The organism is Burkholderia sp. AU15512, from assembly GCF_002223325.1.
Lineage (GTDB): Bacteria > Pseudomonadota > Gammaproteobacteria > Burkholderiales > Burkholderiaceae > Burkholderia.
In genome coordinates, this window is record NZ_NKEX01000008.1 from 451,795 (window position 1) to 477,411 (window position 25,617).

At 69.4% G+C, this 25,617-nt stretch carries 22 protein-coding genes; 11 read left to right on the plus strand and 11 right to left on the minus strand.

Features of this window, described 5'->3' with window-relative positions; translation table 11 throughout:
• Positions 1-100: 100 nt before the first annotated feature.
• Together CFB43_RS34275 and CFB43_RS34280 are read left to right on the plus strand one after the other, a co-directional pair.
• The gene (locus CFB43_RS34275) at positions 101-1,999 is read left to right on the plus strand and encodes an amidohydrolase (protein ID WP_089499051.1); all 1,899 of its coding nucleotides are present in this window, start codon (positions 101-103) and stop codon (positions 1,997-1,999) included.
• 93 nt (positions 2,000-2,092) lie between these two features.
• On the plus strand, positions 2,093-2,767 hold the full coding sequence (locus CFB43_RS34280) for a phosphohydrolase (RefSeq protein WP_089498549.1): 675 nt from the start codon (positions 2,093-2,095) through the stop codon (positions 2,765-2,767).
• Between the two features lie 92 nt (positions 2,768-2,859).
• On the opposite strand, the gene CFB43_RS34285 is transcribed toward CFB43_RS34280, so the two are convergent.
• The 6 genes from CFB43_RS34285 to CFB43_RS34310 all read right to left on the minus strand — a co-directional run bounded on the left by CFB43_RS34285 (position 2,860) and on the right by CFB43_RS34310 (position 10,634).
• Positions 2,860-3,777, minus strand: coding sequence for a LysR family transcriptional regulator (locus CFB43_RS34285; RefSeq protein ID WP_089444081.1), 918 nt, complete (start codon positions 3,775-3,777; stop codon positions 2,860-2,862).
• A 103-nt stretch (positions 3,778-3,880) separates the two neighbouring features.
• Positions 3,881-6,142, minus strand: coding sequence for a xanthine dehydrogenase family protein molybdopterin-binding subunit (locus CFB43_RS34290; protein WP_089498550.1), 2,262 nt, complete (start codon positions 6,140-6,142; stop codon positions 3,881-3,883).
• Positions 6,142-6,642 (minus strand): (2Fe-2S)-binding protein, encoded by a 501-nt coding sequence (locus tag CFB43_RS34295; RefSeq protein ID WP_039362674.1) that lies wholly within the window; start codon positions 6,640-6,642, stop codon positions 6,142-6,144. The genes CFB43_RS34290 and CFB43_RS34295 overlap by 1 nt, the downstream gene beginning before the upstream one ends.
• Complete coding sequence (locus CFB43_RS34300; RefSeq protein ID WP_089498551.1) at positions 6,639-7,925, minus strand: c-type cytochrome; 1,287 nt, start codon at positions 7,923-7,925, stop codon at positions 6,639-6,641. Before CFB43_RS34300 ends, CFB43_RS34295 begins: the two co-directional genes overlap by 4 nt.
• Positions 7,926-8,115: 190 nt before the next feature.
• Positions 8,116-9,591 (minus strand): efflux transporter outer membrane subunit, encoded by a 1,476-nt coding sequence (locus CFB43_RS34305; RefSeq protein ID WP_256990180.1) that lies wholly within the window; start codon positions 9,589-9,591, stop codon positions 8,116-8,118.
• Positions 9,588-10,634, minus strand: coding sequence for an HlyD family secretion protein (locus CFB43_RS34310; protein WP_089498552.1), 1,047 nt, complete (start codon positions 10,632-10,634; stop codon positions 9,588-9,590). The genes CFB43_RS34305 and CFB43_RS34310 overlap by 4 nt, the downstream gene beginning before the upstream one ends.
• A gap of 83 nt (positions 10,635-10,717) precedes the next feature.
• On the opposite strand from CFB43_RS34310, the gene CFB43_RS34315 reads away from it, so the two are divergent.
• Positions 10,718-12,286 carry an MFS transporter gene (locus CFB43_RS34315; RefSeq protein WP_089498553.1) on the plus strand — a complete coding sequence of 523 codons (1,569 nt, stop codon included), beginning with the start codon at positions 10,718-10,720 and terminating at the stop codon, positions 12,284-12,286.
• 85 nt (positions 12,287-12,371) lie between these two features.
• Here CFB43_RS34315 and CFB43_RS34320 read toward each other — a convergent pair whose 3' ends face one another.
• The gene (locus CFB43_RS34320; protein WP_089498554.1) at positions 12,372-13,352 is read right to left on the minus strand and encodes an alpha/beta fold hydrolase; all 981 of its coding nucleotides are present in this window, start codon (positions 13,350-13,352) and stop codon (positions 12,372-12,374) included.
• Positions 13,353-13,721: 369 nt separating this feature from the next.
• On the opposite strand from CFB43_RS34320, the gene CFB43_RS34325 reads away from it, so the two are divergent.
• The 5 genes from CFB43_RS34325 (at position 13,722) to CFB43_RS34340 (ending at position 18,746) form a co-directional block, all read left to right on the plus strand.
• Entirely contained in the window at positions 13,722-14,153 is a 432-nt protein-coding gene (locus CFB43_RS34325) for a DUF3331 domain-containing protein (RefSeq protein ID WP_089498555.1), read from the plus strand.
• 72 nt (positions 14,154-14,225) lie between these two features.
• A complete protein-coding gene (locus tag CFB43_RS38645; RefSeq protein ID WP_179254970.1) occupies positions 14,226-14,594 on the plus strand; it encodes a hypothetical protein in 369 nt (122 codons plus the stop codon).
• Between the two features lie 100 nt (positions 14,595-14,694).
• A complete protein-coding gene (locus CFB43_RS34330; RefSeq protein WP_089498556.1) occupies positions 14,695-16,503 on the plus strand; it encodes a winged helix-turn-helix domain-containing protein in 1,809 nt (602 codons plus the stop codon).
• 231 nt (positions 16,504-16,734) lie between these two features.
• Complete coding sequence (locus CFB43_RS34335; protein ID WP_089433593.1) at positions 16,735-17,148, plus strand: DoxX family protein; 414 nt, start codon at positions 16,735-16,737, stop codon at positions 17,146-17,148.
• A gap of 104 nt (positions 17,149-17,252) precedes the next feature.
• The gene (locus CFB43_RS34340; protein ID WP_089498557.1) at positions 17,253-18,746 is read left to right on the plus strand and encodes a mechanosensitive ion channel family protein; all 1,494 of its coding nucleotides are present in this window, start codon (positions 17,253-17,255) and stop codon (positions 18,744-18,746) included.
• Between the two features lie 35 nt (positions 18,747-18,781).
• Here the strand turns inward: CFB43_RS34340 and CFB43_RS34345 are convergent, their stop codons facing one another.
• The gene (locus CFB43_RS34345; RefSeq protein ID WP_089498558.1) at positions 18,782-19,690 is read right to left on the minus strand and encodes a LysR family transcriptional regulator; all 909 of its coding nucleotides are present in this window, start codon (positions 19,688-19,690) and stop codon (positions 18,782-18,784) included.
• A gap of 121 nt (positions 19,691-19,811) precedes the next feature.
• Between CFB43_RS34345 and CFB43_RS34350 the strand changes: the two genes are divergently transcribed.
• Positions 19,812-20,717 (plus strand): helix-turn-helix domain-containing protein, encoded by a 906-nt coding sequence (locus CFB43_RS34350; RefSeq protein WP_089498559.1) that lies wholly within the window; start codon positions 19,812-19,814, stop codon positions 20,715-20,717.
• A 119-nt stretch (positions 20,718-20,836) separates the two neighbouring features.
• Here CFB43_RS34350 and CFB43_RS34355 read toward each other — a convergent pair whose 3' ends face one another.
• On the minus strand, positions 20,837-21,514 hold the full coding sequence (locus CFB43_RS34355; protein WP_089498560.1) for a hypothetical protein: 678 nt from the start codon (positions 21,512-21,514) through the stop codon (positions 20,837-20,839).
• A 106-nt stretch (positions 21,515-21,620) separates the two neighbouring features.
• Here CFB43_RS34355 and CFB43_RS34360 point away from each other — a divergent pair, with 106 nt between their 5' ends.
• On the plus strand, positions 21,621-22,784 hold the full coding sequence (locus CFB43_RS34360; RefSeq protein ID WP_089499052.1) for an aldose epimerase family protein: 1,164 nt from the start codon (positions 21,621-21,623) through the stop codon (positions 22,782-22,784).
• Between the two features lie 27 nt (positions 22,785-22,811).
• On the opposite strand, the gene CFB43_RS34365 is transcribed toward CFB43_RS34360, so the two are convergent.
• Positions 22,812-23,669, minus strand: coding sequence for a PhzF family phenazine biosynthesis protein (locus CFB43_RS34365; protein ID WP_089498561.1), 858 nt, complete (start codon positions 23,667-23,669; stop codon positions 22,812-22,814).
• 247 nt (positions 23,670-23,916) lie between these two features.
• Between CFB43_RS34365 and CFB43_RS34370 the strand changes: the two genes are divergently transcribed.
• Positions 23,917-24,573 (plus strand): NUDIX hydrolase, encoded by a 657-nt coding sequence (locus CFB43_RS34370; RefSeq protein WP_089498562.1) that lies wholly within the window; start codon positions 23,917-23,919, stop codon positions 24,571-24,573.
• Between the two features lie 33 nt (positions 24,574-24,606).
• Here the strand turns inward: CFB43_RS34370 and CFB43_RS34375 are convergent, their stop codons facing one another.
• The gene (locus CFB43_RS34375; protein WP_089498563.1) at positions 24,607-25,578 is read right to left on the minus strand and encodes an AraC family transcriptional regulator; all 972 of its coding nucleotides are present in this window, start codon (positions 25,576-25,578) and stop codon (positions 24,607-24,609) included.
• Between the last annotated feature and the right edge of the window lie 39 nt (positions 25,579-25,617).

The following is a 25,617-nucleotide window of genomic DNA, read 5'->3' on the forward strand; positions in this document are numbered from 1 at the left end:
ATGCGTGCCGATGCGCGCGACGCAGCCATGTTCCGTCGTTCGACGACGCGCCGCACGCGCGGCGCGGCGCGGCGTGCGCGTGCGCACGGGAGGCCCGACGGTGCTTAGAGCGACGGAACCCGCGCGCGCGGCGGACCTCGTCGTCTTCAACGGCAAGATTGCGACCCAGGACGAGCAGCGCTCGTTCGTCAGCGCACTGGCGGTGAAGGACGGGCGCATCGTCGCGACCGGCGACGATCGCGGTGTGCTGCGTCATGCGCACGGCGACACGACCTGCATCGACCTGAACGGCCGCACGGTGATCCCCGGCCTCGTCGACGCGCACCTGCAGGCCATCCGCGGCGGCACGCACTTCAACCTCGAGCTGCGCTGGGACGGCGTGCCGTCGCTCGCCGCCGCGCTCGACCTGCTGCATCGGCAGGCCGTGCGCACGCCCGCACCGCACTGGGTGCGCGTGGGCGGTGGCTGGACCGCGCTGCAGTTCGCGGAAAAGCGCGGCCCGACGGTGGCCGAGCTGAATGCGATCGCACCCGATACGCCGGTGTTCGTCCGGCATCTCGGCGACAGCGCGTGGCTGAATGCGGCCGCGCTGCGCGCGATCGGCTACGGGCGCGACACGCCCGATCCGCCGGGCGGCGAATTGCGGCGCGACCGTCATGGGCGGCCGACCGGGCTGCTGCTCGCACGCCCCGATCCGGCCGTGCTGGCCGCGGCGCTCGCGCGCGCGCCGGTGCTCGGCGCGGCCGACCGGATCAACTCCACGCGGCAGTTCATGCGCGCGCTGAACCGCGTCGGCGTGACGAGCGTGATCGACGCCGGCGGCGACGGCCTGGCGTATCCGGACGATTACGCGGCGGTCATCGCGCTGGCACGCCGCGGCGAACTGACGACGCGCATCGCGTACGCGCTGGGCGCGCGGCACGCCGGCCGGGAAATCGACGACTTCGCGCAGTGGATCGCGCTGACCTCGCCCGGCGACGGCGATGCGTTCCTGCGCGCGAACGGCGCGGGCGAGCGGCTGCTGTTTTCGGCGGTCGATCTGGGGAATTTTCTCGACCCGCGCACCGAACTGCCCGCGTCGGTCGATGCGGAACTGGCCGCCGTCGTCCGGCTGTTGGTCCGCCACCGCTGGCCGTTCCGGCTGCATGCGACCTACGACGCGTCGATCGGCCGCTTCCTCGACGTGTTCGAGGCGGTGAACCGCGATACGCCGTTCGCCGGGCTGCGCTGGTGTTTCGACCGGTGCGAGACGATGTCGGATGCGAACATCGCGCGCGTGGCGGCGCTGGGTGGCGGCGTGACCGTGCAGCCGCGCATGGCGTTCCAGGGCGAGGCGTTCATCGCGCGCGACGGTGCGGCCGCGGCGACGCGCGCGCCGCCGATCCGCGCGATGCTCGCGGCCGGGCTGCCGGTCGGGGCAGGCTCCGGCGCGCTGGATGCGGGGAGCTACAACCCGTTCGTCGCGCTGTACTGGATGGTGTCGGGGCGCAGCATCGGCGGCACCGTGCTGTATCCGGCGCGCAACCGGCTCGGCCGGATGGAGGCGCTGCGCCGCTACACCATCGGCAGCGCATGGTTCTCCGCCGACGAGCATCGCAAGGGGGCGCTGGTGCCCGGCCGTTACGCGGACTTCGCGGTGCTCAGCGACGACTATTTCACGATCGACATGGCGCGCATCCCGCAACTGTCGTCGGTGCTGACGGTCGTCGACGGCAAGGTCGTGCACGCGGAACGGGAATTTGCGTCGCTCGCGCCGCCGCCGCCGCCCGTCAGCCCCGGATGGTCGCCGGTCGCCGAGGGCGGCGGCACGCCTGCGCCCGGAGCGAACGGACACGGCGGTCCGCGCGCATCGACGGCGGGCGACGCGTGCACGGAACCCGGTACCGATGCGTGCCGGGCACGCGGCCCCGGGCGCCGCTTCGCACGGCCGCGCTATCCGACGGCCAGCGCGGCCGGCGGCCGCTGCGACGCGTGCGGCGGCCGCTGCGCCGCGTGCTAGCCGGCATGCACCGGTGCGCGCGCCGCCGTGACCGGCGCACGGCATGGCCTTGAACGATTTTTCGTCCCGTGCACGGGACAGGAAGGAGACACGATGAACGTTGCGCACACACGCGCACCGTCGACCGCCGACGAAGTGGCCGGCGTCAGCATTCCGCGCACGACGCTTGCGGTCGAGGCGGCCGACGCGGCGCGCGCATCGTTGCCCGCCGCGCTCGCCGATCATGCCGCGCGCGTGTTCGTGTTCGCGTCGCTCGCCGCGCGGCGTGCGGGCGAAGGGTGCGATGCCGATGCGCTGTACGTCGCCGCGATGTACGCGAACATGGGGCTGAGCCCCGCTTACTGCCGCTCGGCTGAACGCTACGAGCTCGACGGCGCCGATGCCGCGCACGCGCTGCTGGTGCGGCATCGGCGCGCGCGCAGCATGCGCGACGACGTATGGCACGCGATCGCGCTGCATACGACGCCCGGTGTGGCCGCGCGTGCGTCGCCGCTCGCCCGCGTGCTGGCACGCGCCGTGTCGACGGATCTGATGGCCACCGATTTCGACAGCTACACCGCCGACGAGCGCACCGCGCTGCTCGCGGCGTACCCGCGCGGCAGCGGATTTCGCGAAACCTTCCTGGCCGCGGTCGCGCGCGGCGTCGAGCATCGGCCGCAGTCGACGTTCGGCACGTGGAGCGCCGACGTGCTCGAACGCGCGGATCCGGATTTCCAGCGGCCGAATTTCTGCGGGCGCGTGCTGGGGGCGCGCTGGAACGACGCGTGACGGCGCCGTTGCACCGCGCGGGAATCGGCCGCGCGGGCCTGGTGTCGTAAGGGGGGAGCGCGACGACGCGTGCCGCGACGCGCCGCGTCCGGTCAGCCGCGCTTGCCCTGCAGCGTCGGAATCTGCTCGAACAGGCCTGCGAGCCAGTCGACGAACACCTTGAGCTTGACGGGCACGTGGCGATTGGGCGGATACAGCACCGAGATCGGCCGGGCCGGCGCGTTGAAATCCGTCAGCACCTCGCGCAGCCGTCCCGATTTCAGATAGGGCTCGACGAGGTACAGCGACGTCTTGATCAGGCCGATGCCCGCGATGCCGCACTCGATGTAGTTGTCCGCATCGTTGACGGCGACCGTGCCGCACATCTGCACGACGCGCGGCTCGCCGTCGACGACGTAGTCCCACACGCGGGGGCGCCCGGTATCGGCCGAGATGTGGCTGACCGCCACGTGCTGCGCGAGATCGTCGACGGTCTCCGGCTCGCCGCACCGTGCCAGGTACGCGGGCGACGCGCACGTGCAGGTGGTCAGGCTGCCGATGCGCCGCGCGATCATCCCCGAGTCGTCGAGCGCGCCGATGCGCACCACGCAGTCGACGCCTTCGCCGACGAGATCGATCTGCCGGTCGGTCACGCCGAGTTCGATCATGATGCCGGGATGGGCATCGAGGAACGCGGGCAGCGCGGGCACCACGACCTGCTTGGCCATCGCCGGCGGCAGGTTCACCTTCAGCCGGCCGCGCGGCACGTTGCGCGCCTGCGAGACCGACGCCTCCATGTCGTCGATTTCGCGCAGCACCGCGACGGAACGTTCGTAGTACGCCTGGCCGTCCTCGGTCAGCGAGATGCGGCGCGTCGTGCGGTTCAGCAGCCGGCAGCCGAGGTGCTGTTCGAGCGCGCTGAGCAGCGCGGACACGCGCGGCGTCGTGAGGCCGGTCGTGTCGGATGCGCGCGTGAAGCTGCCGGTTTCGACGATGCGCGTGAACACGCGCATCGAAAGCAAGGTATCCATCGTCGGGAGGGCTCCAGTTCTGTCGGGGCGCGGCGCCGTTGCATGCCGGCGCCGTCCGTCTTGTCGGGTGTGTCGGCCGCGCGTAGCGGGCGCGACCGAATTGCTATGCGTCGATGCGTTGTCTCAGCGCGTCGCCGGCGAACGGCATTTCGCGCATGCGCTGGCCGGTCGCGTCGAAGATCGCGTTGGCCAGCGCGCCGGCGGTCGGCCCCATCGACGCCTCGGCCGCACCGAGGAACGGCGCGCCCGGGCGATTGATCAGGTGGACCTTCACGCTTTGCGGTGCGGCCGAGAAGCGCAGGATCGGGTAGCTGCTCCAGTCGAAGCTGCGAATCCGTTCGGTGTCGTACTTCAGCGCCTCGTACAGCGTCCAGCTCGCGGCCTGCACGATGCCGCCCTCGATCTGGTTGCGGATCCCGTCCGGCGACACGACCTGCCCCGCGTCGACGGCGGCTTCCGCGTGCTCGAGCGTCACCTGGCCGGTTTCCGGCACGATCGACACCTCGACCGCGATCGCGACGTACGCCATCAGGTTCTTGTACTTGCCGAACGCGAAGCCGACGCCGCGGTTGCGCGCACGCGGCGGCCGCGGCCAGCCGAAGTGCTGCGCGGCGAGCTTGATCACCTGAAGCGCGCGATGATCTTCCATGTGGCGCAGCCGGAATTCGACCGGATCGACACCGGCCGCGTGCGCGAGTTCGTCCATGAAGCTTTCGATCGCCCACACGTTGGTGTGTGCGCCGAGCGAGCGCATCGCGGACGTCTGCAGCGGCATCGTCGGCGAGAAGTGGTTCACGATGTGCTGGTTCGGCAGCGCATACAGCGGAATCGCGTTGCGGTCGGCGCCGCCCTCCGGTTGCAGCATCGGCGTCGACGGCGCGGGCACGAACGGCGGCTCCAGCATCCGCGCCGGCAGCAGCCGGCCGGCGTTGACGATCCGCTCGTTGTGCGAACTGCTCCACAGCGCGTAGTTCCAGTCGACGATGTGGCCGCTCGCGTCGAGCGAAGCGCTGACCTCGGTCACCATCGCCGGCGTGAAGTGATCCCACGTGTGTTCCTGTTCGCGCATCCATTGCACGCGAATCGGCTTGCCCGGCATCGCGGCGGCGATCAGCGCCGCGTGCGCGGCGGCGTCGTCGGCCCCATTGTGTCCGTAGCAGCCCGATCCTTCGGTGTGAATGCAGCGCACGCTCGCCTTCGGCATCGACAGCATCTCGGCCAGCGCGTCACGAAGCGGGTAGACGCCTTGCGAATGGGTCCACACCGTCATCGTCCCGTTATCGAGGTGCGCGACCGCACACGACGGCCCGATCGAGCCGTGCAGCAGGTAGTTCTTCAGGAACGTCGCGTTCAGCGTTTTCACGGCCGGCGCGGTGGCCGCGTGCGTGTTGGCGATCTCGATGCGCTGCGTCGAGATCCGCTTCAGGTCGGCGTGCACGGTGGCGCGATCGGGCAGCGTGCGGCCGGGCGACCAGCGGCACGCGGCGGCCAGCGCGCGTTGCGCGACCACCGCCTGCCATTCGCCGTGCGCAACCACCGCGAGCATGCTGCCGTTGCGCACGATCCGCACGACGCCCGGCAGCTTCAGGATCGCCGCTTCGTCGAACGACAGCAGCTTCGCTTCGTACACCGGCGGCATCACGACGCGTGCGTGCAGCATGCCGGGCAACTGCATGTCCTGCACGTAGCTGACGCCGCCCGTCACCTTGTTCGGGATGTCGACGCGCGGCAGCGACGTGCCGATCACCGTGAACGTCGCCGGGCTCTTCAGCGGCGACGTGGGCGCGGCGTTGCGATGCAGGTCGACGGTGCGGATCGCGTCGCCGTAGGTCATCGTGCGGCCGTCGGGCGCCTTGATCACTGCGTCGGCGGTCGTCAGCGTGCGCGCGTCGACGCCGAAGCGCTTCGCCGCGCCTTCCACCAGCAGCGCACGCACTTGCGCGGCAGCATTCAGCAGCGCGGAACCGCTGTCGGCCATCGTGTGGCTGCCGGCGGTCAACCCTTCGTCGGGCGAGGCGCCGGTGTCGGCCGTCAGGAACGTGATCAGCGACGGCTTCATGTCGAGCTCCTCGGCAGCCACCTGCAGCAGCGCGGTGCGCACGCCGGTGCCGAGCTCGACCTTGCCGGTAAAGACGGTGACCTTGCCGTCCGGTGCGATCTTGATCCACGCGTCGAGCAGCGGATTGGTCTTCAGGCTGCCGGCGAGCACCTGCGTGGCTTTCGCCACGTGCACGGCGGCGCCTTCGTCGGCGATCACCAACTGCGCGGCCGCACGCGACGCGGGCGCGAGCGTGAACGCGACGAACAGCGCGCCGGAGACGATGAAATGCCGGCGGCCTTCGTCGATATCGTCGTGGGCATTCATCACAGTCCTTTGCTGATCGTAACGGGGGCGGAGGCGGGTTCCGGGGGCGGCAGCCCGGCGACCGAGCGCACGGCCGCGAGGATCCGCATATGCGTGCCGCAGCGGCACAGGTTCGGCTCCATGTGCGTACGCAGTTCCTGTTCGGTCGGCTTCGGGTTGCGCTCGAGCAGGGCCTGCGCGCGCATGATCATCCCCGCGATGCAGTAGCCGCACTGCGCGGCCTGATGCTCGACGAACGCGCGCTGCAGCGGGCCCGGGTGCTCGGCGGTGCCGAGGCTCTCGATGGTGCGCACGCTGCGCGCACCGACCGCGGCCACCGGCATCAGGCACGAGAACGTCGGCTTGCCGTCGACGATCACCGTGCAGGCGCCGCATTGGCCGAGGCCGCAGCCGAACTTCGCGCCATGCAGGTGCAGGTCGTTGCGCAGCGCATACAGCAGCGGCGTGGACGGATCGATGTCCAGCGTGTGCCGCACGCCGTTGACGGTGAGGGTAATCATCGGGCGGTGTCCTCTTTTCTGAGCGTCGCGGCCATCGCGTCGACGCCGGACCATGCGGGGCGATCGGTGTAGGTCGCGCGCACGTACGCGGCGAGATCGGCGATCTGCGCGTCGTCGTACTGGTCGATGAACGACGGCATGTAGTTCAATGTGTCCTCGCCGTGCCAGCCGATGCCGTTGAACATCATCTGGATCGCATTGCGCGGCGTATCGGCGTTGACGGCCGTGCTGAACGCGAGCGTCGGCCGCTCGCCGATCGACTGCATCGGCGCGGCCGGCCCGTGGCACTGCGCGCACGATGCCTGGAACAGCACCGCGCCGCGCTGCGCGGCGGGTGTCGTCGCGGCACGTTCGGCCGGTGCGGCGGCCGTGGTTGCATGCCCGTTCGCCGGCTTCTGGATCGACAGGAGGTACGCGGCGATCGCTTCGACGTCTTCCACCGGCACCGTCGCGAGATCGCGCGTGACCGGCAACATCGGCCCGGCCGCCGCGCCGTGCTCGCTCGCGCGGCCGGTGCGCAGGTACGTGACGAGCTGCGCCTGCGTCCACGGCCGCACGGCCTGGCCGAGCGTATTGAGCGGCGGCGCTTCCCAGCCGTCGACGATGCCGCCGTCGAACGCACGGCCGCTTTGCTCGCCGCCGATCGCGTTCAGCGGCGAATGGCACGACGCGCAATGGCCGAGCCCGTCGACGAGCATCCTGCCGCGGTTCCATTGCGCGGACTGCGCAGGGTCGGGTCGATACGCGCCTTCGCGCAGGAACAGCACGTTCCAGAATGCGACCAGGGGCCGGAAGTTCAGCGGAAATATCAGGTCGTTGGCGGGCGCCGTCGCATGTACCGGCTCACGCGTCATCAGGTACGCATACGCGGCGGCGATGTCGTCGTCCGACATCTTCGTGAAATGAATGTACGGAAACGCCGGGTACAGCGGCTGGCCGTTGCGCCCGATGCCGGTGCGCAGCGCACGGGCGAACGCGTCGCGCGACCAGCGGCCGATGCCGGTTTCCGGATCCGGCGTGATGTTGGTCGCATAGATCGTGCCGAACGGCGTCGCGAGCGGCAGGCCGCCGGCGAACGGCTTGCCGTCCTTCGACGTGTGACATACGACACAGTCGCCCAGCGCGACGACGCGCGCGCCGGCGCGCACCAGCTGCGGATCGAACGAAGCAGGGGCGGGCGGATCGATCGGCGCGATCGACGGCCGCACCATGATGCCGATCGCGACGGCGCAGGCCGCGATCGCGATGCCGGCCGCGCCGATCCAGAGTCGTTTGTGCTTCATGCGCGCTCCAGGCGAAGTGGTGCGGCGCGACGCACGTGCGGCACGTGGTGCGTCGGCCGGTGCGGCCGCGAGCGCATTGCCGCGCGGCGGTGATGGGCAACAGGGGCCACGTTGTCACTCCGGAGGTCGAAAAGGTGCGCAGGCTCGCCTGCGCGGTCGCTCATGCAGTCAGTCTACTGAGGCGCCCGCTTCATTTCCTGAAGGGGGGCTGAAACGTTCTGAACGCGCCGGCACGCCATGCTTCGCGCCACCCGGTTCGACCCGAGCGCTCCGGCGGTGTCCAGCCGCCGCCCAACGCGCGCACGAGACTCACCGTCGCGACGGCTAGCGCCTGCCGGCTGTGAATCGACTGGCGCCGCGCATTCAATGCATCGCGATCCGCATCGATGACTTCGAGATAGCTGACGTAGCCATGCGCATAGCGGCTCAGCGACAGCCGTGCGGCGGCGTCCGTCGCGCGTACCGCGTTGTCGTAGCGCGCGATCCGCGCCTTCTGCGCGGCGATGTCGTTGAGCGCGTCCTGCACGTCGCGCAGCGCGCCGATCGCGGTGGCGCGATAGTTCGCGTCGGCTGCGTCCATGCCGGCACGCGCGGCGGCCACCGTGGCGTCGCGCTTGCCGCCGTCGAACAGTGTCAGCGCGACGTTCGCGCCGAGACTCCACAGCGAGCTGTTGCGGTCGAGAAACGTGCGTAGATCGCGGGTGGCGAAGCCACCGTCGGCGGTCAGCGTCAGTGTCGGCAGCCACGCGGTGCGCGCGATGCCCAGTGCGAGCGACGCCGCATCGGCGCGCCGTGCCGCCGCGAATACGTCCGGGCGTTGGGCGAGCAGCGCGGACGGCAGCCCGGCCGGCACGTCGGGCACTTGCACGGGCACGGGGCGCGCGTCGACGTCGAACGCGGTCGGCGACACGCCGGTCAGCACCGCGATGGCGTCGACGAGGTTCTCGCGCAGCCGGCGGCTCTCCGCGAGATCGGCGTGCGCGGTATCGAGATCGGCCGACGCGCGCAGCCCGTCGAGATCGCTCGCCGCGCCGGCCCGCACGCGGGCGGCGATCACGTCGAGCGCGGTGCGCCGCAGCCCGATCGCACGCGTGAGCGTCTCGAGATCGTCGTCGACGTAACGCAGCGTCAGGTAGTCGACGGCCACTTCGGTCGCCACCCGCAGACGCACCGCATCGCGGTCGGCCGCCGCCTGCAGCACGTTCTGTTCGCCGATGTCGGCATCGCCGCGCAAGCGGCCCCATAGATCGACTTCGTAGCTCGCGGCGATGGGAACCGACCAGTTGTGCATCGTGCGCTTCGGCAGCGCGTTGTCGACCGTACCGGATACGCGCGTGCGGCTGAACGACGGATCGACGCGCACGGTCGGCGCGAGTGCGGCATCGCGCACGCCGAGCAGCGCCTGCGCCTGGTCGACGCGTGCGGCCGCCGCGCGGATATCGAGGTTGTGCGCGAGCGCGGCGTCGACGAGGGTGCCGAGTTGCGGATCGCCGAACCACGCGGGCCACGCGGCGAGCGACGGCGTGCGCGTAGCGGGCGACGTATTGGTCGACGGATCGGCATGGCGGAACCCGTCGTGTCCGACCGGCACGGGCGCGAGCGGCTGCGGCGCGATCGAGCACGCGGCGAGCAGGCTGGCGGCGAGTACGGCGGCGGCGCGCTTCATCGCGATTCGCCGCCGGGTTGCAGCGTGACGACGACCGACAGCCCGGGCCGGATGTGCGGCTCCGTCGCGGCCGGGCCGTCGAGCAGGATCTTCACGGGCACGCGCTGCGTGACCTTCGTGAAATTGCCGGTCGCATTGTCGGGCGGCAGCAATGCGAACTGGGCGCCCGTCGCGGGCGACAGGCTGTCGATGCGGCCGGTGAACGCACGCTGCGGCAGCGCATCGAAGTGCAATTGCACGGCATCGCCGGCGCGCACGCGCCGAAGCTGCGTCTCGCGGAAATTCGCGACGATCCAGGGGTGCGGCTCGACCAGCGTGAGCAGCGCCTGGCCGGGCGCGACGTGCTCGCCGGTCTCGACGGTCTTCTTGCCGACGTAGCCGTCCGACGGCGCGACGACCGCCGTGTAGCCGAGCTGCAGCAGCGCGTCGCGCAATTCGGCATCGTTCTGGCTCGCAGCGGCATCGGCTGCCTCGGCGGCGGCGACGGCGCTGCGCCGTTGCGCATCGGCCGCCGCGACGCGCGCGCGGGCCGACTTGCGCGCGGCATCGGCCGCATCGAACTCCTGCTTAGACAGGCCGCGCGGCGTCTCGCGGGTGAGTTCGCGTGCACGCGCGTAATCGAGTTCGGCCTTTTCCGCATCGGCGTGTGCGGACACGAGCGCCGCGTCCGCCTGCTCGATCAGCGCGTGTGCGCGGCTCGCATCGGCATGTGCCTGGGCGACGCGTGCGCGCTGCGCGGCGACCCGCACGTCGAAATCGCGCCGGTCGATCTGCACGAGCGCGTCGCCGGCATGCACGAACTGGTTGTCGTCGACGAGTACGCGTTCGACGGTGCCGGCGACGCGCGGCGAGATCACGTGCAAGTGGCCGGTCACGTATGCGTCGTCGGTGCCGCGATCGCGCGCGTCGAACTCGTACACGAGCAATGCGACGAGCAGCAGCGCGATCGCGGCGATCGCGACGATGGCCGGCAGGCGCGAGCGAACGGGCGCGGCAGGCGGCACGGCCGAGGCGGCCGGCGTATCGGCGGAAGGTGAGGTCATGATCGACAAACTCCATCGTACGGGCAGGATTCGACGCATCGCGTTATGCTTGCGCCAGCTTGACAGCGGGGAGCCGCCTGACGATGAACACCACGTTTGCGACCGGTCGTGCCGCGCCGGCGGCGGCCTCCGACATACCGACGTTCCGCTCGATCGCCGCGATCGCGGCCGTATTGCTCGGCGCGGTCATCGCGACGCTGACCTCGCGCATCACGTCGCTCGGGCTCGCCGACGTGCGCGGCGCGCTCGGCGTCGGCTTCGACGAAGGCGCGTGGATCAACACCGCGTTTACCGCGTCGCAGATGTTCGTCGGGCCGCTGGCGATCGCCGCGGCATTCATGTTCGGCACGCGCCGCGTGCTGGTCGCGGGCGCGGTCGTGTTTCTCGGCGCCGAAACCGTGCTGCCGCTCTGCACGCAGTTCGGCGCGTTCGTCGTGTTCCAGGCGATCGCGGGGCTCGCGTCCGGCGTGTTCGTCCCGCTGACGGTCGGCTTCGTCGTCCGGACGCTGCCGCCGCGCCTCATTGCGTTCGGCATCGCCGCGTATGCGATGAATCTCGAGATGTCGCTGAACCTGTCGGCCACGCTCGAGGGCTGGTACAGCGAACACCTGAGCTGGCGCTGGCTGTTCTGGCAGAACGCGGTGCTGACGGTGCCGTTCATCGCGTGCCTGCTGCTGTCGCTGGCGGACGAGCCGGTCAAGCGCTTCACGTCCGGCCTCGATGCGCGGGGGATGCTGCTCGGCGCCGGCGGCTTCGCGTGCCTGTGCGTCGCGCTCGACCAGGGCGAACGGCTGTTCTGGTTGCAGTCGCCGCTGATCGTCGCGCTGCTCGCGCTCGGCATCCTGATGGTCGCCGCGTTCCTGATCCATGAGCTCGCGTCGCCGCGCGCGGGCCTCGACCTCGGCTATCTCGCGCGGCCGAACGTCGCGCTGCTGATCGTGCTCGTCGGTCTCGTGCGCTTCACCGTGCTCAATACGAGCTTCATCCCGTCGCTGTTCCTCGCCAGCACCTACGGGCTGCGGCCGTTGCAGATCGGCGATACGCTGCGCTGGATCGCGATCCCGCAGCTGCTGTTCGCGCCGTGCGTCGCGCTGCTGCTGCAGCGCGTCGATCCGCGCCGGTCGATCGTGGCCGGCTTCGTGACGGTGGCGATCGCCTTCGCGCTCGGCGCGCGCCTCACGTCCGCGTGGGCCGAACCCGACTTCATTCCGTCGCAACTGCTGCAGGCGCTCGGGCAGACGATGGCGCTGACGTCGGTGATCTTCTTCTTCGGCAAGCACGTGACGGCCGAACACGCGTTGACGTTCGGCGCGGTCGTGCAGACGACGCGCCTGCTGAGCGGGCAGCTCGGCACGACGTCGATCGCGGTGATTCAGCGGATCAGGGAGGGTACCCATTCGAATCTCGTCGGTCTGCATGTGTCGCTGTCGGATCCCGAGACGCTCGAGCGGCTGCGCGCCGGTGCAACCTCGCTGGTGACGCACGGCGCCACGGTCGCGACCGGCAACCAGGCCACGTACGCGCTCGTCGATCGGGCGGTGCGCGTGCAGGCGACCACGCTCGCGCTGGCCGACAATTTCCGCGTGGCGATGGTGTGCGCGCTCGCCGGTGCGCTGATCGGCCTCCTGTTGAGGCCGGTGCGGGCGCAGTGAGCGCGGCGCGGCTGAATTGTTCTGAAAAATCCTGAACGGCACGTCTGCCGAAGCGGCATGCGCGCCGCGACGGCAGACGGTGCGCTTACGCCTGCAGGAACGCGAGCAGCTCGGCGTTGATGCGATCGGCGTTCACGACGCACATGCCGTGCGAGCCGCCTTCGATCACCTTCAACTGCGCGTGCTTGACGATCTTCGACGACAGCCGGGCCGAATCGTCGATCGGCACGATCTGGTCGTCATCGCCGTGCAGCACGAGCGTCGGCACGTCGATCTTCTTGAGATCGTCCGTGTAGTCGACTTCGGAAAACTCCTTCACGCACAGATACTGGCCGTGAATGCCGCCCATCATGCCCTGCGACCAGAACGCGTCGATCGTGCCCTGCGACGGCTTGGCGTTCGGGCGGTTGAACCCGAAGAACGGCACCGCGAGATCCTTGTAGAACTGCGAACGGTTCTCGGCGACGTTCTTGCGGATGCCGTCGAATACGTCCATCGGCAGGCCGCCGGGATTGGTCGGCGACTTCACCATCTGCGGCGGCACCGCGCCGATCAGCACGGCCTTCGACACGCGCTTCGTGCCGTGGCGGCCGATGTAGCGCGCCACTTCGCCACCGCCCGTCGAGTGGCCGACGAGCGTGGCTTCGCGCACGTCCAGTGCGTCGAGCAGGGCGGCCAGATCGTCCGCGTACGTGTTCATGTCGTTGCCGCGCGACGGCTGGCTCGACCGGCCGTGGCCACGGCGGTCGTGCGCGATCACGCGATAGCCGTGCTGCACGAGGAACAGCATCTGCGCGTCCCACGCGTCCGCACACAGCGGCCAGCCGTGCGAGAACACGACCGGGCGGCCGGTGCCCCAGTCCTTGAAGTAGATCTGCGTGCCGTCCTGGGTGGTGATCGTGTTCATCGAATGGGCTCCTGGGTGGGCTGAAGCGGCGCTGCGGGCGGGGGTGCCGGCCGCGGCCGCGATCGCGGGCAGCGCGGCGGCCGCGACGGCCGTCGCGCCGGCAAGCAGCATGTCGCGGCGGCGCGCCGACGAAACGGCGTCGGTCTGTTCGGGGTGCATCTGGACTCCTGAAATATGCGGCGCAACGATGCCGCACGGGATGGTGGATCGGTGACGACCGGCCGCGGCCATCCCGCCGGCAGCCGGTCCGCTTGCGTCGTCGCACGTCGGTTCGTGCCGCGTGGACGAACGAAAGCCGTCGGGAGCGTATCGCGGCGCGCCGCGCGCCGTACTGAAATCAGGCTGAATTTTCTTGAACGCGCCGCGTCGCGGACGGAAATTCGCCGGGCTGCAGAAAAATTAAGCGCGCGACCGGGACTCTTCAGCGCGCGGCGACTATCGTCGACATCGGATCATCCGCGCACCGTTCGCGCCGCGCGCACGGATCCGACCGCCCGCACCGCCCGTCACTCGCCTGGATATGCCGCCATGGATGCCTTCAATCGCTGGGAGCACATGATCACGTCGCTCGGGCCGCCTTCCCTGGCGGGCGTCCGATCGATGCCGATGCCGCGCGCGCGACAGGCGGACGGCCCGCGCCGCGGCCATCGCGGCGACGCGCCGACGCCGTCGAGCGGCGACATACGCCGCCGCAGCGCGATCGTCACCGCCGAGCGGCAGACCGATTCGTCGATGCTGGTGTCGTGGAGCGACCCGACGCACTGCCGCTACGACGAGCAGCGCTGGATCAGCGCGAAGGCGCGCGGGCTCGGGCGGTGCGCGCTCACCGGCGGGCCGATCCGGGTCGGCGATGCCATCTACAAACCCCAGTGGCGCGGCGCGAAACGGCCGGCGAACTGCCGCGAGATGATTCTGGCGTCGGCGCTCGACGCGTTCGCCGCGCGACAGTCCCGGCCATGACGCCGGCAGCGCGGCGCTGCGCCGGTAGCGACCGGCGCGATACATCGTGAAGCCGCCAGCCGCGGAACGGGAGTGACCGCGACACGCTCGCCGATACCGCGACGAATGGCCGCTGTTTGCACCGGCCCGATCGCACGGCTGCTCGAAGCGGGACTCGTTCCGCTATCGGTGCGGAGCGATGCTCGACCGGCGCAACATGCGGAGTCCGCGCTGATTCGATCGATCGGCCGAATCAAAAGGAAAATACGCCGAATTTTTCAGAACCGGCAATCGTATCGTCTGATATATGGAAATCACATTTACAAACGAATCGGCCATTCGCACATGAATCGTGCGCTGCCGTGCCGAGCCTGCCGCATTGCAGTGCAGATGGCCACGCGCGTGCCGCACATCGTCACGGCGTTTTTCGTCATTTCAAAAAATTCGATCGCTTCATTCTGATAATTTGAATCATTCTGCGACGTAAATACCGTAGCATTGACGCGAAACCGGCGCGCGGTTTAAACCGTGCGCCGTTGAATGTCACCATCAAGAAATTGCGATGATCCGAATTGGAACACTTCACGTTTTTCTCGACAGACGTGAAATTCGTTCGAACGGCAAGCTGTTGCGCATCGGTAGCCGCGCATTCGAGATTCTCGAGCTGTTGATTCGGGCGAACGGCGCACTGGTATCGAAAGACGAAATCATGCAGCGCGTGTGGCCGCACACCGTGGTGGAAGAAAACAACCTGCAGGTGCACATCGCGTCGCTGCGCAAGGCGTTGGCCGACGACCGGAACCTGATCGTGACGGTGCCGGGCCGCGGCTATCGGCTCGTCACCGAGCAACATGACGACGGCGGCGCGCCCGTGCGCCCCGCGATGTCGCGGCCGTCCGCCGCGCCCGGCGCGCTGTTCGGCCGCGAACGCATGGTCGGCGAGGTGCTGGCCGCGTTGCAGGACGCCCGCATCGTGACGCTGGTCGGCGCGGGCGGCATCGGCAAGACGCGCATCGCGATCGAAGCGGCCGCGCGCGCGGACGCGCGTTTTCCCGAGGGCACCGTGTTCGTGTCGCTCGCGACGGTCGCGTGCCCGCGCTTCGTGCCGGATGCGCTCGCGGGCGCGTTCGGCATCGCGCAGCCGACCGGCGCGCTGACCCTCGAAGCGGTGCTCGCCGCGGTCGCACGCCGCCGGATGCTGCTCGTGCTCGACAATTGCGAACACCTGCTCGATGCCGCGGCGCGGATCGCGAGCGCGCTGACCGATGCGGACGACGGGCTGTGCGTGCTCGCGACGAGCCGGGAATCGCTGCGCATCCACGGCGAGCGCGTGTGCCCGGTGTTGCCGCTCGACGTGCCGGACGAAGGCGCGGCCGAACACGATGCGATGCGCGCGAGCGCCGTGCAGTTGTTCGCCGCGCGCGCCCGCGCGGCCGATCCGCGTTTTCCGCTCGATGCGCGCAGCCTGTCGCTGATGGCGTCGGTCTGCCGCCGGCTCGACGGTCTGCCGCTCGCGATCGAACTGGCCGCGGCGCGTGCCGCCGTGCTCGGCATCGACGTGCTGGCCGCCCATCTCGACGATCATTTCCGGCTGCTGACGGGCGGTTTCCGCACCGCGCTCCCGCGCCATCAGACATTGCAGGCGATGTACGACTGGAGCGACCGGCTGCTGGGCGATGCCGAGCGCCTGCTGTTGCGATGGCTCGGCGTGTTCCGCGACGGTTTCTCGATCGAGGCCGTGCGCGCGGTGGTCGGCCCGAACGGGCTGGCCGGTGCCGACCTGCTCGATACGATCGCGGGCCTCGTGTCGAAATCGCTGCTGATTCTCGAGACCGCGCACGGCGCGCCGCGCTACCGGTTGCTGACGACCACGCGCGCGTACGCGCAGCAGCAGCTCGACGCGCACGGCGACGGCGCGGCGGCCGCGCGTGCGCACGCTGGCTATTTCCTCGAGTTGTTCCGGCAAGCGGCGCATGGCGGTGGCGCGCGGGGCGGCGATCAAGGCGGCTCCACGCGGCTCGAGGCGGTGCGGCGTGAGCTCGGCAACCTGCGTGCCGCGCTCGACTGGGCATTCTCGGCGAACGGCGATGCGGCGCTCGGCGTCGCGCTCGCGGCGGTCGCGGTGCCTTGCCTGTTCGACCTGTCGCTCGTCGACGAATGCCGCGAACGGGCGCGCGTGGCGCTCGATGCGATGCGCGACGCCGACACCACGGCAGAGACCGCCGATGCGCGCGTGCGCTTGCTCGCCGCGTATGCGGCGGCGCTTGCGCATACGGCCGGATCGACGCAGGCGGTGCACGACGCGTGGTCGGAAGTGCACGCGCTCGGCTTCGATGCGGCCGAGGCGGAGCTGCCGGCGCGCGACGGCTGACGGCGGACGGGCGGGGTGCCTGCCGCGCTTCAGAACGTTTCAGCGCGGCTCAAGGACACGGGCACGCGGCATGCGTAGAGTGCGAGCGTAAGGCGCGGCCATCCCGGCACGCTTGCGTGGCGATCCCGTGCGCGCGCCGAGATATCGCGACGCCATCCGCCAAGCGGGCGTCGCGACACGTGCGGCGCCCCCTGCGCCGCCGCGTGCCCGCCCAACCGGACGAACCGCCGCATGAAACTTCCCGAATCCGACCTTTCCCGCCACGCGGCCGACCTCGGCCTGCTGTTCCTGCGCGTCACCGCCAGCGTGCTGCTGCTCGTGGTTCACGGCTTGCCCAAAGTGCTTCACTACACGTCGGAAGCCGCCGCCATCGAGGATCCGTTTCATCTCGGCCGCACGCTGTCGATCCTGTTTGCGATCTTCGCGGAAGTCGTGTGCCCGGTCTTCATGATCGTCGGCGTATGGCCGCGGCTGGCCGCGTTGCCGGTGATGATCATCACGCTCGTCGCGCTGGTGTTCGTCCATCCCGACTGGTCGCTGCGCGATGCGCAGTTCGCGTGGATGCTGCTGATCCTGTTCGGCACGATCGCGATCGCGGGGGCCGGCCGCTATGCGTTGCCGGGCGTGGTGCGCCGGCGCGAATAGCGTGGCCGCGGGCGCGCCCGCGCTCAGCCTCTCGTCGCAGCGGCGCCGGCCCGACCGTCACGCCGCCGTCGCGATCGTTCCATTCCGTTCCGCTTCGTTTCGATATGCTGAATCTTTCCGACACGGCGCTCTACGGCGCGCCGATCGTGCTGGCCGATCTCGTCGCGTGGCGCCTGTTCGGGCGCGGCCGCGGCGCGACGCGGGCGGTGTGGCGCTGCGCGGCCTTCGCCGCACTGACTGCCGTGCTGTTCGCGCACGGCGTGAGCCCGCTCGCCGTTCCCGCGTCGGCCACCGGCCTCGACCGCATCGCGCTCCAGGCCATCTGCATCGCGTGGTGGCTGCAATGCGCGATCGTCTTCAGCCTGCTGCTCGATCATCTGCTGTTGCCGCCCGCGTGGCGCAGCCAGCGGCTCTTTCACGACATCGCCGCGGGCGTCGTGTTCGGCGCGGCCGTGGTCGCCGCGCTGGGCTACGTGCTCGGCCTGCCGTTGAGCGGCGTCGTCGCGACGTCGGGCGCGGTGGCGGTGATCCTCGGTCTCGCGCTGCAGAACACGCTGAACGACGTATTCTCCGGGCTCGTGCTGAACACCACGCAGCCGTTTCGTCTGAACGACACCGTGTCGATCGGCGAAATCGAAGGGCGGATCGTCGAGAGCAACTGGCGGGCGACGAAGCTGATCGACAGCCTCGGCAACCTGGTCGTCGTGCCGAACAGCGCCGCGGCCCGCGCCACCATCGTGAACCTCAGCGAACCGTCCGGCCTGCACGGCGTGACGCTCACGCTCGACGTCGATCCCGCGGTGCGGCCGGCGGTCGTGGTCGGCGCGCTCGAGCGCGCGGCGGCCAGTTCGCTCGACGTGCTCGCGCGCCCCGCGCCGGTTGCCGTCGTGAAGGCGTTCGGCACCAACGCGATCCGCTACGAGCTGCTCGGCTACGTCGACGCGCTGCAGAAGACGACGGCCGTGCGCAACGCGCTGTACGATCTCGCGCACCGGCATCTGGCCGCGGCAGGCACCGCATGGCGGCCGCTCGCGAGCGCCGCGCCGGCAGCGGCGCAGGACGGGCGCGACGGGCACGATCGGCGTGACGTATCGCGCCGGTTGCTGCTGTTGCGTGCGGTGGACCTGTTCGCGCGCGTCGACGGCGACGATCTCGCCGCGCTGGCCGATGCGCTGGTCTCGCGTTCGTTCGGCCAGGGCGACGTGATCTATGCGTCGAATTCGGATACGCGCGTGCTGACGATCGTCGAATCCGGCGTCGCGGCCGTATTCGTGCCGGGCCCGGCGGGCGACGTCGAGGTGCGGCGCATGGCGCCTGGAGACGCGATCGGACAATCGGTCGTGCTGGCCGGCACGCGCCTGCATGCGACCGTGCATGCGGTGACCGCGATGACCGTCCTGCAACTGCGCAGCGACGACCTGTCGGCGCTGATCCGCAGGAAGCCGGAGCTCGGCAGGCTGATGTGCGAATCGGTGACCGAGCACATCGCGGCCGAGGAAAGGATGATGATCCCGCCGGTCGAGAAGGCGCACGCGTCATTCAGCCTGATCGCGTGGCTCGAGAAGGAAATGAAGCGCGTGCACGACTCGATCGTCTGACGCGGGGGGGTGACCTTCGCCGGCGCCGAACGCGATCAGGCGAGCTGCAAGAGGCGATCGACGAGGTCGGGGCGATCGAGTTGCTCGACCCACCACAGGAGTGCACGGCCGGCCTCGTCGCTGCGCCACGCGAGATAGCAATGCGTGGTATCGCGCATGCCGGTCACGCGGCGGGCGACGAGCTTGCCGTCGGCGATCGCACGGGCGGCGATGCATTCCGGCAGCGTGCCCACCGCCAGCCCTTCGCATTGCGCATCGAGCTTGGCCGCGAGCGTCGGCACCGCGAGCGTCGGCTGGCCCGCGTCGATCGCAACCGATTGCGGCGGCAACTCGCGCGACGTATCGCTGATCACCGCGCCGCGATACTGGACGACCGTTGCCATCGACAGCGGCTCGGGAAGCGCGGCGAGCGGGTGGGTCGGCGCAATGGCGAACACGTGTTTCAGCGCGCCGATCGGGCGCGCGATGATGTTCGGCAGTTCGGGCGGCGCGCCGGCGGCGCCGACGACGAGATCCGCGCGGCGCGAGATCAGCGCGTCCCAGGCACCGCCGAGCACTTCGGTCGACAGCCGCAGCCGCGTGTCCATCTCGAGCGCATAGAACCGGTGCACGAACGGCCACATCGCATCGAACGGCAGGATCTCGTCGACACAGATGCGGACCTCGGTTTCCCAGCCTTCCTGCGCGCGCTGCGCCTTCATCTCCAGCTGTTCGGCCGCATGCAGGAGCCGCCGGCCTTCCTCGACGACGATGCGGCCGGCGTGCGTGAGCTTCGCGCGTCGCCCGCTGCGGTCGAACAGCATGACGCCGAGATCGCTCTCGAGTTTTTGTACCAGGTAGGTCAGGGCGGACGGCACGCGATGCAGCAGTTCCGCGGCTTCGGCGAACGTGCCGGTACGGTCGATCGCATCCAGTGCTTCGAGCGCTTCGAATGACAGCTTCATCGCGAGTTCCGGGTGGAGGAGGCTGGCGCATCATACCAGCGCGTGCCGCGCGGAGGGCCGCGCGCGTCATGGTGGTTTGCTAGACTGATGCTCCTCGTCATTCACCTGCTTGTCTCCACTCATGACTGCGCGTCAGCCGGACAATGCTTCTTCCGATTTCATCCCGGCCGACGTCCGGCAGACCGTCGTCGCGCAGGCGCTCCCGAAGGGACAGGTCAGCATCGTCCGGCTGAAGTCGCCGCGCCGCAACAGCGGGCTCACCGCGCCCTATCAACTGGAGAATTCGGATCTCATCGTGTTGCAGTTGCGCCCGTTCGGCGAGCAGGATCTGTGGCTCGACGGCCGCCGCGCGCCGTTCGTGCCGTACGGCGCGGGCACGGTCACGGTTTACGATCTCGATCGCGAGTGGGTAGCCGATCTGAAGGGCGCGTTCGACTGCCTGCATTTCCACATGCCGCGCCCGCTGCTCGAGGAAACGGTGGACGACCTCGGCGGCCGGCAGCGGCCGCGGCTTTACCTGCCGCCTCATCTGAGCGCGCACGACCCGATCATCCACTCGCTCGGCCAGTCGCTGCTGCCCGCGCTCGCGCGGCCCGACCAGGCATCGCAGATCTTCATCGATCACGTCGGGCTCGCGTTTCAGGCGCACGTGGCCCACCGTTATGGCGGCGTCAGCGAGCGACGGGAAAAGACGTACGGGAAACTCACGCCGTCGCAGGCGCGCCGTGCGAAGGAATTGCTGCTCGAGCATCTCGACGGCAACCTCGGGCTGGCCGACGTGGCGAGTGCATGCGGCCTGTCTCGCAGCTATTTCGTGAAAGCGTTTCATCAGACGACCGGGCTGCCGCCGCATCGCTGGCTCATCGTGCAGCGTGTCGAACGGGCGAAGGAGTGGATGCGCAATCCGAGCCTGCCGTTGAGCATGATCGCCGACGCGTGCGGTTTTGCCGATCAGAGCCACTTCTCGCGGACCTTCACGCGCCTGACCGGCGTCAGCCCTCGACGCTGGCGAGCGGACCATACCTGAGCGTCGTGATGCGGGGCCGGGCAGGTTTCCGTGATGGCGGGTGGGCAGTTGCCCGGGGAAATCGAACCTGCCAGGCGCGCGCCCATTCGAATGCGCAGCAGACGCTGAGCGCAGCGTGCTTATGCGTAGAAGCCGATCAGCATGTCGAGATTGCGTTGCGCGTGCTGCTCGAGCGGCGCGAATTCCGCCGATCGAAACAACGGGGCCTGCGCGCGCAGATGTTCGAGCGCCTGCCTGCGGCCGGCGCGGAAGGCTGCCGACGGCGCATCGGGATCCTGCGCCCACTCGCGCGCGATCGCGCGGTCGTATTCACGGAGCCGGTCGGGTGCGGCCGCGAGGATCGCGAGATCGGCGTCGAGAAAAATTTGCGCGGCGCGCTGCAATTCCGGATCGACGGCGAACCTGTCAGGCAGCCGGTGCGACTTGGTCGCCAGCACCAGGTCGCGGGCCACGGACACGTGCGATGCATGCGCATGCAACCACGCTGCGTCGCAATGCGCGTGCGTGACCTGCGCGAGCCATTGCGCGCTGAGCGCTTCGTTGTCCGCATACGCCGGCAGTGTCGTCGCGTAGACGATGTCGTGTGCCCACACGGCTAGCTCGATGGCCGGCCACAGCGGGTCCGCGCGATACGGCGCGAGGTGCGCGAACAGTTCCGCCAGATGGGCGAGCGTGTGGTAGAAGCGCTGCGGCTCGCCGTACGCGCGTTCGACGAGCGGCCACACGGCCGTCGTGCCGAAGCAGGCGTCGCAGGCCGCGCGCAGCGTGCGCGCGATATCGGGATCGAGGGCGTTCATGGTGGCGATCGGCTCGGGCAGGCGGTGCGCGGAGCATAGCAAACATGGCCGCGAGCAGGCATGCCGCTTGCGCACGCGCACGGATTGCACCGTATCGGAGGTTGCCATGAAACGCATCTGGCCGCGCTGCCCGCTGCTCGCGATCTGGGCGGTCGGGGCGCTCGCGCTGTCCGCAGACCTCGCATCGGCGGCGCCCGACGTCTCGATCAGCCGCGCGGATGACGGAACGACCGCGGCCGGGCAGCCGGTGAGCGAGTACACGCTGGCGAACCAGCGCGGCGTGACGCTGAAAGTCATCACGTACGGCGCTATCGTGACCTCGCTCGACGTGCCGGACCGCGCCGGCCACGTCGCCGACATCGTGCTCGGCTTCGATTCGCTGCACGACTACGAAGCGCACAACGGCAACATCCATTTCGGCGCACTGATCGGCCGGTATGCGAACCGCATTGCCGGCGGGCGGTTCCCGCTCGATGGCCGGACGTGGACGCTGCCGGTCAACGACGGGCCGAACACGCTGCATGGCGGCCCCGGCAGTTTCGACGCGAAGGTATGGACGGTCACCGGTACGCACAGCGACGCGAGCGGTTCGAGCGTCACGCTGCGCTACGTGAGCCCCGACGGCGAGAACGGCTTTCCCGGCACATTGACGACCGACGTGACCTACACGCTGACACGTGACAACCAGATCCGGATCGACTATCGCGCGACGACCGACAAGGACACGGTCGTCAACCTCACTAACCACAGCTACTTCAATCTGGCCGGGCACGCAGGCGGCAGCGTCGAGCGGCAACTGATCGAGATCGCCGCCTCGCGCTTCACGCCGACCGACGAGACGTCGATTCCGACCGGGCAACTGGCGAGCGTCGCGGGTACGCCGATGGATCTGCGCCAGTTGACGCCGATCGGTGCGCATTTGCGCGACGCCTATCCGCAGCTCGTCATGGCGCATGGGTACGACCAGAACTGGGTGCTCGACCAGGGCGGCCAGCCGGCGCCGGCGTTTGCCGCGCGCGCCTATGATCCGGCGTCGGGGCGTTTTCTCGAGTTGTACACGACGCAGCCGGGGCTGCAGTTCTATACGGCCAACGGATTGAACGGCAGCGTCGCGGGCAAGGGCGGGACGGTCTATCGGCAAACCGATGCGTTCGCGCTGGAGGCCGAGCATTTTCCCGATTCGCCGAATCATCCGGCATTCCCGACGACGGTACTCAAGCCCGGCGAGACGCTGCACGAAGCGACGGTGTGGCGGGTGGGGGCGCGATGAGCCGGGGCGCGGCCCGGATCGTCTCCGCTACAGGTTGACCACGCCGCGCCCGAGTTCGATCACGCGGCCGCCCACGCCGATCTCGCCGCTCGCACTGACGGACAACCGCAACCGGCAAGGCCGGCCGATAGCGTCACCCTGTTCGACCTGAAACGCGGCCGGCAGGTCACGCTGCATCGCAAGCAGCCACCCGCCCAGGTTTGCGCAGGCCGACCCGGTGCCCGGGTCTTCCGAGACGCTGCCTTGCTTCACGAAGAAGTAGCGCGACACCACCGTCCCCGGGCGCTCGGCATCGAACGCGAAGACGTAGGCGGTCTTGCGGCCGAGGCTGCTGGTCGGCCAGATATCGAGGCAGGCGCTGTCGGGCTGCGCGCGGCGCACGGCGGCGGGATCCTTGAGCGCGACCAGCAACTGGTCGGCGCCGGTGTCGACCCAGATCGGCGGCGCGAGCAGATCGTCTTCCGTGAGCCCCAGCAAGGTCGCCGTCCGGGCGTCCGACAATTCGCACGGCGCCGTCTTCGGCATGCCTGCGTGCGGCGCGGTGAACGTCCACACGTCGTCATGCGCGCTCACGTCGACCACGCCTGCCTTGAACTCGAGCGCGAGCGCGTGGCCCGCACCCTGCAGGTCGCGCACGACATGCGCGGTGCCGAGCGTCGGATGGCCGGCAAAGGCCATCTCATGGCCCGGCGTGAAAATGCGAACCCGCGCATGGGCGCGCTCGGACGGCAGCACGAAGGTCGTTTCGGACAGGTTGAACTGCACCGCGAGCGCCCGCATGGTCGCGTCGTCCATGCCGCGCGCATCGTCGAATACGCAAAGCGGGTTGCCGCCGAAAGTCGATTCGGCGAATACGTTCAGCAGGCGGAAGGCGTAGGAAGGCATTTGAATCTCGTGTGGGTGCGGCAATCGACGGACCGAGGGGGCACGTTTGTCGCCGGCTTGCGGCAGAGCGGCGGCGGCATGCCGTCGTGATGCAATGCGTCATTGTGCCCGCAAGATGCGATGAAGGGGCGGCATACGGGCTGTCCGCAATTCATGCATGATCGGGGTTCTCCGGTTGGCCGACGGAGATTCGATTTGATCGTTCAACTATCCGCAACGTGCAGGTTCAAGCGTGGAAGGGGAAGACATGGGATCTGACGAAAGCGCTTCGAATACTGGTGGCGCTCAGGTGAGTACCGGCTCGCCCCAACCGCTCCTGGACGCGATCGTCCGTGGCGTCGAAGGCCACGGCATCCCTGCCGGCACCGATTGGCCGACCGCGAGGCAACTCCTCGCGGACAACGAGGGGCAGTGGAAATTCTCGGCGGTGCTGGTCGCGATCGTCGCGCGGCGCGAGCCGACGATCCTGTTGACCCGACGCGCGTCGGACCTCAGCGAATACTCGTCGCATGTGAGTTTTCCGGGCGGACGCCCGGCCGAGTCCGACCGCGATATCGGCGCGACCGCCTTGCGCGAGGCATTCGAGGAAATCCGCCTCGCGCCTGATGTGGTCCGCGTGGCCGGCAGCTTGCCGATCCACAAAACCAGAAAACGCAATCACGCGATCTTTCCCGTGGTCGGCATCGTGCCGGACACGGCGATATGGGAGGCGGCGCCCGCGGAAGTCGCGGAGATCTTCGAGTTTCCGTTCGCCGTGCTGCTGAATCCGGAGCTGCTGCGGCAATACACGGACGGCGAGCGCACGGGCGCATGGTACTGGGCGGAGCAGACGCAGGACATCTGGGGCGTGACGGCGCTCATCCTGAGGTCGCTCGCCGGTCTGGTGCGCGATGCCATGCGATGACGGCATGCGTTGACGGTCGCATGCCGACGCACGTCAATGCGACGACACGAACACAGCATCCTCGAAGGCTTCCGGAATCGCGAAGCTGTCGCGCATGCGCTGCGTTTCCTTCGCCGGCGTCAGGCCGAACAGGCGCTTGAATTCGCGGCTGAACTGCGACGGGCTCGCATAGCCGACCGCGTAGCCGGCCGCCTCCGCCGTCAGGTCCTCGCGCACCATCAGCAGGCGCGCCTGATGCAGCCGCGTCGACTTCAGGTACTGCATCGGCGACACCTGCGTGATCGCCTTGAAGTGACTGTGAAAGCTCGGCACGCTCATGCCGGCTGCGTCGGCCAGTTGCGGCACGTCGAGCGGTTGCGCGTAATCGGCATGGATCACGCGCAGTGACCGGCCGATCCGGCCGAACTGCCCGTGCATCGCCAGCGCGCTGCGCATCGCGCTGCCCTGGGCGCCGGTGAGCACGCGGAAATACAGCTCCCGCAGCAGGGCCGGGCCGAGCACCGCGGCGTCGAGCGGCCGGTGCATCGCCTCGACGAAACGCAGCACCGACGCATGCATCGTCGCGTCCATCGGCGTCGACATCATGCTCCTGGGCGCCTGCACGGGCTCCGCCGTCCCTTCGCGGTCGATCTGCGCCGCGAGTTCGGCGGCCAATGTGAAATCGAGGTGCAGGTACAGCGCGAGCAGCGGGCGCTCGGGCGTGGCGTCGGTTTCCATGCTGAACGGCACGGGGACGGACACCGCCAGGTAGTGATGTTCGTCGTACAGATAGCGCTCACCGCCGAAGTAGCCGCGCTTGCAGCCCTGGCACACGATCACGATGCCCGGGTCGTACAGCACCGGCGTGCGCGTCAGCGCGCGGTTCGAACGCAGGATGCGCACGCTCGGCAGCGCCGTCAGGTTGTAGCCTTCGTCGGGCGCCAGCGTGCGCAGCAGCGCCACCAGGCGCTTCCGGTCGCGCGGCGGCAGCGTCGGGGATCGGGCGGGGATGGGATCGGCGCTCATAGTTTTGTGCAAGAAAATCAGCGGAATCGGGCTTATTCG